General features: G+C 59.3%; 3 protein-coding genes. All 3 read left to right on the top strand.

Annotated elements, in window-relative coordinates:
• Window positions 1-205: 205 nt before the first annotated feature.
• Window positions 206-1,318: a hypothetical protein gene (locus tag ACOYNV_RS14900; protein WP_422900579.1), complete on the top strand. Its 1,113-nt coding sequence runs from the start codon at window positions 206-208 to the stop codon at window positions 1,316-1,318.
• A 390-nt stretch (window positions 1,319-1,708) separates the two neighbouring features.
• Window positions 1,709-3,547 carry an AGE family epimerase/isomerase gene (locus tag ACOYNV_RS14895; RefSeq protein ID WP_422900578.1) on the top strand — a complete coding sequence of 613 codons (1,839 nt, stop codon included), beginning with the start codon at window positions 1,709-1,711 and terminating at the stop codon, window positions 3,545-3,547.
• A 3-nt stretch (window positions 3,548-3,550) separates the two neighbouring features.
• Entirely contained in the window at window positions 3,551-5,833 is a 2,283-nt protein-coding gene (locus tag ACOYNV_RS14890; protein ID WP_422900577.1) for an MFS transporter, read from the top strand.
• The last annotated feature ends 167 nt before the right edge of the window (window positions 5,834-6,000 follow it).

Genomic DNA, 6,000 nt, shown 5'->3' with positions numbered 1-6,000 from the left:
CCGCCTCCAAACCCTTGCGCCATCAGGGGGGCGCGGTTCGTGCGTCAGGGTTGATGATGTCACTGAAAGATTTACTAAAAAAGCTGTTCAGCGTATTGTTCTGGCGAACGTCCTGCAAACAATGCACGCTGCCCGGCGTCCGAGCAGATGGGCATCCCTAACCGTGACGATTGTGGGTATCAATAACCGGTAGGGAAAAGAAATCATGTCGAAACTAATACGTGTGGGCCAGCAGTTACGACTCGCCGTGGCGCTGCCGATCCTGGCACTGCTGTCAGCTTGTGCCAGCATCGGGCCAGGCTCCATGAACCGCGATCGGCTGGACTATGCCGAAGCGATCGGGAGTTCCTGGAAGCAGCAGATGCTGCTCAACATTGTCAAACTGCGCTATGCCGACGCGCCCATGTTTCTTGATGTATCGTCGGTGATCAGTTCGTATCAACTGCAGAGTCAGGTGAGCCTCGCCGGCACCGCCTCGACCGGATTGACCGCCGGCCTTCGAGACGCCACGGGACATGCGCTCGCTGTCGGGGCGTCGGGCATGTACACCGACAAACCGACCATCGCCTACACGCCGCTGCAAGGCGACAAATTCACTCGCAGCCTGCTCAGGCCGATTCCACCGGCGGCTTTGTTCCAGTTGGTTCAGGCCGGCTACCCGGTGGATCTGATCTTTCAACTGGCCACGCGTGCGATCAACGGTGTCTACAACCGCACCGACCGTCCGAGCGGGAGCCGAGAGGCCGACCCGGGGTTCTACCAGGTGCTTGACGCGCTACGCCGCCTGCAGTTGTCTGAGGCCATCGGGTTCCGGCTCGAAAAACGCGGCACCGAGGAAACGTCAATCTTCGCCTTTAGCGGCAACAAGCGTAACCCGTCTGTCGAGCAGGACAGCCTCTTTCTCCGATCCACGCTCGGCCTCAAGCCGGATGCGCGGGAATTGAACCTGACCTTCGGAACCGTGCCGCGCAATAATCAGGAATTGGCCCTGCTTACCCGCTCCGTAATCGAAATTCTGCGCGAGTTGGGTACCCGGGCGGAGGTGCCACTCTCGGACGTCCAGTCAGGAAGTGTCCTTCCCTCCCCGCAGCCCCGTCCGGACAGCGGGCCGCGCGATCTTCCTCTGGTTAATATTTACTCGGCTACTGAGCCGCCGGCGAATGCGTTTGTCGCGGTGCAGTACAGCCAACACTGGTTCTGGATCGATAACCGCGACTACCGCTCCAAGAGCCTTTTCAGCTTCATACTCTTGCTGACGTCGCTCGCCGAAACCGGCGTGACGCCACAAGCTCCGGTGATTACCGTGCCGGTCAACTAAACGCTGCCAAAAAATTCTGGCAGTTTATAAATCTAGCAATTGCTCTGTAAGGCGCATGAATAGGCCGTCTACAGCTTGTACACCTGAAGAGTGGTGCAATTCCACGAGGTCTGGCCTGACATCCGACACGGTGGAAGTGCCTATTCTTCGCCGTTGATCTGATCGTTTGTTCTGTATTTTCTGCGTGTTTTTTTATCTGTGCCAAGTTTCGAGGATTGACTGGCGGCCTACTAGAAAAACGGTATGAATTTCGCCATGAGACGCTATAATGAGCAAACTAATCTTCATCGATTGCGAAAAATTATGCTTATATCTCCGGCCCCCTCCGCTGAGCATTCGCTCCTCAGTTCTTCGATCAGGATATTGTCCTGCCTGCTGATTTTGCTTGGCATGGGGTCAGCGATAGCGCAAACCACCCAATCCACCGTTCCGGAAGTCCGCTTCGACCGGGTGCAGGGCGTGATCGTCGAAACCAATCCGCAGCAGCGACGGCTGGTCGTTAAAATGCCGGGCGGCAAGACCCAGGTGCTGAACATCGCCGGCAATGCGTACCTGCACTCCTTGCGCCAACTCGATGAGCGGCAGCGGGTCCTCGACCCAAAGGCGGTAGACGGATTGCAGCCGGGAAACTGGCTGGCGGCGTCGGGGCTAATCTACTCCGACTCCTCCGAACTGCTGGTCAAGGAAGTGTCGCTGTTCGGTAAAACAGAGCAAAGCCTGGTTCTCGAACAGCCCGACTGGTGGTCATCGCAGGCGCGTGACGTCGCCGAGTTCTGGGTGCGCACCCAATTTGGCGCGGGCGAGGTCGGCGATGCATCGGGCTACCGTACAGCGATCACCAAAAGCGGTGAGAAGCGGTCTGACTCGGTCAATCTGCAAGAAACAGACACCATCTCCCGGCTCATTTACGGCCTTTCGTCGGCCTACCTGATGAACGGTAATGCACGCGTCCTGCGCGCCGCCAGCGAACTGGTGCGCTATCAACGCGAGCGGTTGCGCATCGAGTCGGCCGACGGGCGCACCGTAAGCTGGCTGCACGCGCTGCGCGACGGACGCCCAATCGTCGCCTCGCGCTTTTCCGACGACGAGGGAACCATTCCGCTCTACGAACAGATCTACGCGATCGCCGGGCTGACCCAGTATTATCGGGTGACGGGCGACCCCGAGGTGCTTGCCGACATCGAGAAAACCGTCCGCTTCATGGATGAGTACTATTGGGACAAAACCCCCGGCAAGGCTCAAGGCGGCGGCTATTTCTCGCATATCCATCCAGGAACGCTGCGCCCAGAGGATGCGGGCGGCCAGAATGCGCGCAAGAAGAACTGGAATTCGGTCGGCGATCATCTGCCGGCATATCTCGAAAATCTCTATCTCGGCACGCGCAAGCCGGAGTACCTGCAACGCATGCGCGAACTGGGCACGCTGATTGCCACACACTTTCCCGACCCGAAGAGTCCCTTCGTTTTCGAGCGCTTCGACGCCGCCTGGCAGCCCGACTTGACGTACTCCTGGCAGCAGAATCGCGCGGTCGTCGGTCATAACCTTAAAATCGCCTGGTGCCTGACGCGCCTCTACCATCTGACCGGCGATCGCGATTACCTCAGCGTTGCGCGTGGTGCCGCCGACAAGATGCTGGTCTACGGCCAGGATTCGCGCCGCGGCGGCTGGTACGACGTGATCGAACGGATGCCCGACCCGGTGACTGGTCGCTACGAGCACGCCTGGCATGACCGTAAGTCGTGGTGGCAGCAGGAGCAGGGCATCCTCGCCAACTATATCCTGTTCGCCGAGACCGGCGAGGGGAAATACCTCAGCTCGGCACGCACCGGCTCGGGCTTTTTCAACCTGGCTTTTCTCGACCACGATGATGGCGAAGTATTCTTCGACGTCCAGTCCGACGGCACACCCTACCTGATCGGCGACCGCGCCGACAAGGGCAGCCATTCGAAGAGCGGCTACCATATTCTCGAACTCGACTATTTCGCACATCTGTATACCAATCTGCTGGTGCAGAAGCGGTCGGTGGTTATGAACTTCCGGCCTGCGGCGACCTCCGGCGGCACCCGCTTCGAGGTGCAGCCGATTTCACTGCCGCCGGGCAAAGTAAAGATCACGGCGGTAACGCTTAACGGCAAGCCGTATCGCGATTTTGACGCGCTCGCGATGAGCGTCAATCTGCCGGCGATGAAAGAGCCGCAGGCTCTAGCCGTCACGCTGGGGCCAAGATAGGTAATGCGTTTCCTTGATATTCGCGGCAACGAGGTTGCCAAGGTCGGGATCACCTGGGCGATGGTTGCGCTGATCTCGATCGGCTATGCGATCGGTTGGAGTGCCGTGCACTCGATGCTGGTCAAGCGCATGGGGGTTGAGTATTTGCCCTATACCTACATTGGCATCAGCCTGCTCGGCATGGTCGGCTCGACGGTCTATTTGTCGTTGGCCGATGCGATACGGCGCGACCGCTTGTTGATTCTGTTCTGCGTGGCCACCGGGGCGACGCTGATGGTCGCGCGTCTGCTGGTCACTGCCCGACCTGAGGGAGAGGCGGGGGTGACATTGCCGCTGCTGATCTTCTTCGCTGCGGTTTTCTTCGCCCAGGGAGTTGGCAACGCGGTTCTTGGCACGCAGATATGGACCATAATCAACGACCTTTTCCGCCCATCGCAGGGTCGGCGTATCTATCCGATTCTGGGTACCGCGGGAACCATCGGCGGGATCGCCGGCGGCGCCTCGATCCATGCGCTCGCCAACCTGCTCGGAACCGCCAATCTGGTCGTCGTCTGGGCACTCTGTATCTTTGCTCTGATCCCGCTGACTTGGGTGTTGCGCGCGCGTTTCGGCGCCGAGCTGCGCGGCCAGCGTCCCGGCGAAGCGCACGCTGAAGTCGGCAACAAACGCTTGAGCGAAGGGTGGAAATTCTTCAGATCCTCCAAAATGGCCATGACCCTCGGCTTTGTCGCGGTGATGTTCTGGGTCGTCGGTTCGGTGGCCGATTTTCAATACACCCGCATCATGAACGAGACCTTCCCCTCCGAGGACAAGCTTGCCGGTTACTACGGCATCTACATGATGGCGATCAACATTAGCGGCCTGCTGGTGCAATTGTTCTTCAGCAGCTACCTGATTCGCCACATCGGTGTCGCACGTGGCCTGCTGGCCCTGCCCGCTACGGTACTTGCCGGCTTCGCATTGATCTCCGTCTGGTTTTCCTTCTGGCCAGGCCTGATCATGCGCTACTCGTGGGACATGATCGGAATGACGATTCAGGGCAATTCTTACCAGTTGGCGCTCAACGCCATCCCGGCCGACCTGCGAGCCCGAGTGCGCGGATTCATCGAAGGCGTGCTCAATCCGCTCGGCGGAGTGCTCGGTGGTGTGGTCATCATTGTCCTCCATCATGCCTTCGATTCGACCGCGGGCCGTGGCTGGAGCGATCCGATCACCTTGGCTGGCACCCTGCTGGCTACGATGTGGATCGTTGTGGTCTGGAGTTCGCATCGGCATTATCTGCAACTAGTGGCGGAAAACCTGAAGAGCGCCGACAAAAGGACAGCGATGGATGCGATCGATTGCCTTGAGGAGCACGGGAACGAACGCGCCATCGAGCTCCTGAAAGAAGTTAGCACGTCGCCCGACACTGAAAAACGCGTCGCCGCACTCCGGGTCTGGGGCAATCTCGGTGGCGCCAGCGCCTTCGCCGCGTTGACCTCCGCCTGCGCCGACCCGGAAGTACAGGTCCGCCTTGAAGCGTTGCGCGCCATGAGCCACGCCTCGGCTCGTCATCCCCTGCCAGCCGAAGCCCGGTCTGCGCTTGAGTACCTGCTTGAAAGCGATCCGGATGCGGCAGTGCGGGCTGCCGCTTTCCAGGCACTTCTCCCCATACGTCTGCCTGAGCAGGCCAGCGAATTCGCGCTGCGCTGGCTCGCTCATCCCATGCCGGAAATTCGCACCTACATCGTCGAGGCTGTCGGAAAGAGTGACTTGAATGTGCGCGCCTTGCTTATCCCTCACCTCGAAGACCAGGACTTCGCTGTGCGCGCCGCCGCCGTTCAGGCCTTGTGGCGCTACGAGGATGTTCGTAGCAGCGCCCGTTCCGTGCTGAGCGGCATGCTGGTGGCAACTCAGGCTAGCCCTAGCCCTAGCCATGCGGCCGTTCTCATTGCCTGCCACCGGGTCGGGGAATGTCCTCCCTTCACGGTTCTTGAGCCTCTGCTCGCGTCTCCCGATCCGATAGCACGCGTCCTTGCGGGGGCGTTGATCCTGCAGGAATTTACTGACCCCGAAGTCCGAAAGCACGCCCTCGACACCGTCTTCATGGTGCTTGCCGACCCCGATCTTGCCGAGCGCCTGCGGCGCGAACTCCTGCCGCACATTCCCGATTTCCATGAAAACGCCGCCGACGCCATTATCAATGCGGTGAACTCGCTGCCTGCGGACCAGCGGGCTCGTGTATCAACGGTGCTGGCTGACTGGTATGGCGTTCTGCAGGTCCGCTTGCAGACCGAGCAAAACTAATCCTCACCAAAAACAGTTTAACCACGAAGAACACGAAGAGAAGCCATGAGTGAGTACGCGTTGATAAATAACCGATTGGGCAAAAACAGTTTTTCAGGAGCCTTGTTTTTCGCCGTGTTCGCCGTGGTTAACCTGCTTTTGATTCTTTTGACACGAAGAACAGTTAA

It is taken from the genome of Propionivibrio sp., assembly GCF_049316945.1.
Lineage (GTDB): Bacteria > Pseudomonadota > Gammaproteobacteria > Burkholderiales > Rhodocyclaceae > Propionivibrio.
The sequence above is the reverse complement of the archived record's forward strand: the minus strand, read 5'-3'. Positions and strand labels throughout refer to the sequence as shown.

Bases quoted from the DNA above. Each gene is read 5' to 3' on its own strand.
- ACOYNV_RS14900 (WP_422900579.1), top strand. From the start codon at position 206: ATGTCGAAACTAATACGTGTGGGCCAGCAGTTACGACTCGCCGTGGCG.
- ACOYNV_RS14895 (WP_422900578.1), top strand. From the start codon at position 1,709: ATGGGGTCAGCGATAGCGCAAACCACCCAATCCACCGTTCCGGAAGTC.
- ACOYNV_RS14890 (WP_422900577.1), top strand. From the start codon at position 3,551: ATGCGTTTCCTTGATATTCGCGGCAACGAGGTTGCCAAGGTCGGGATC.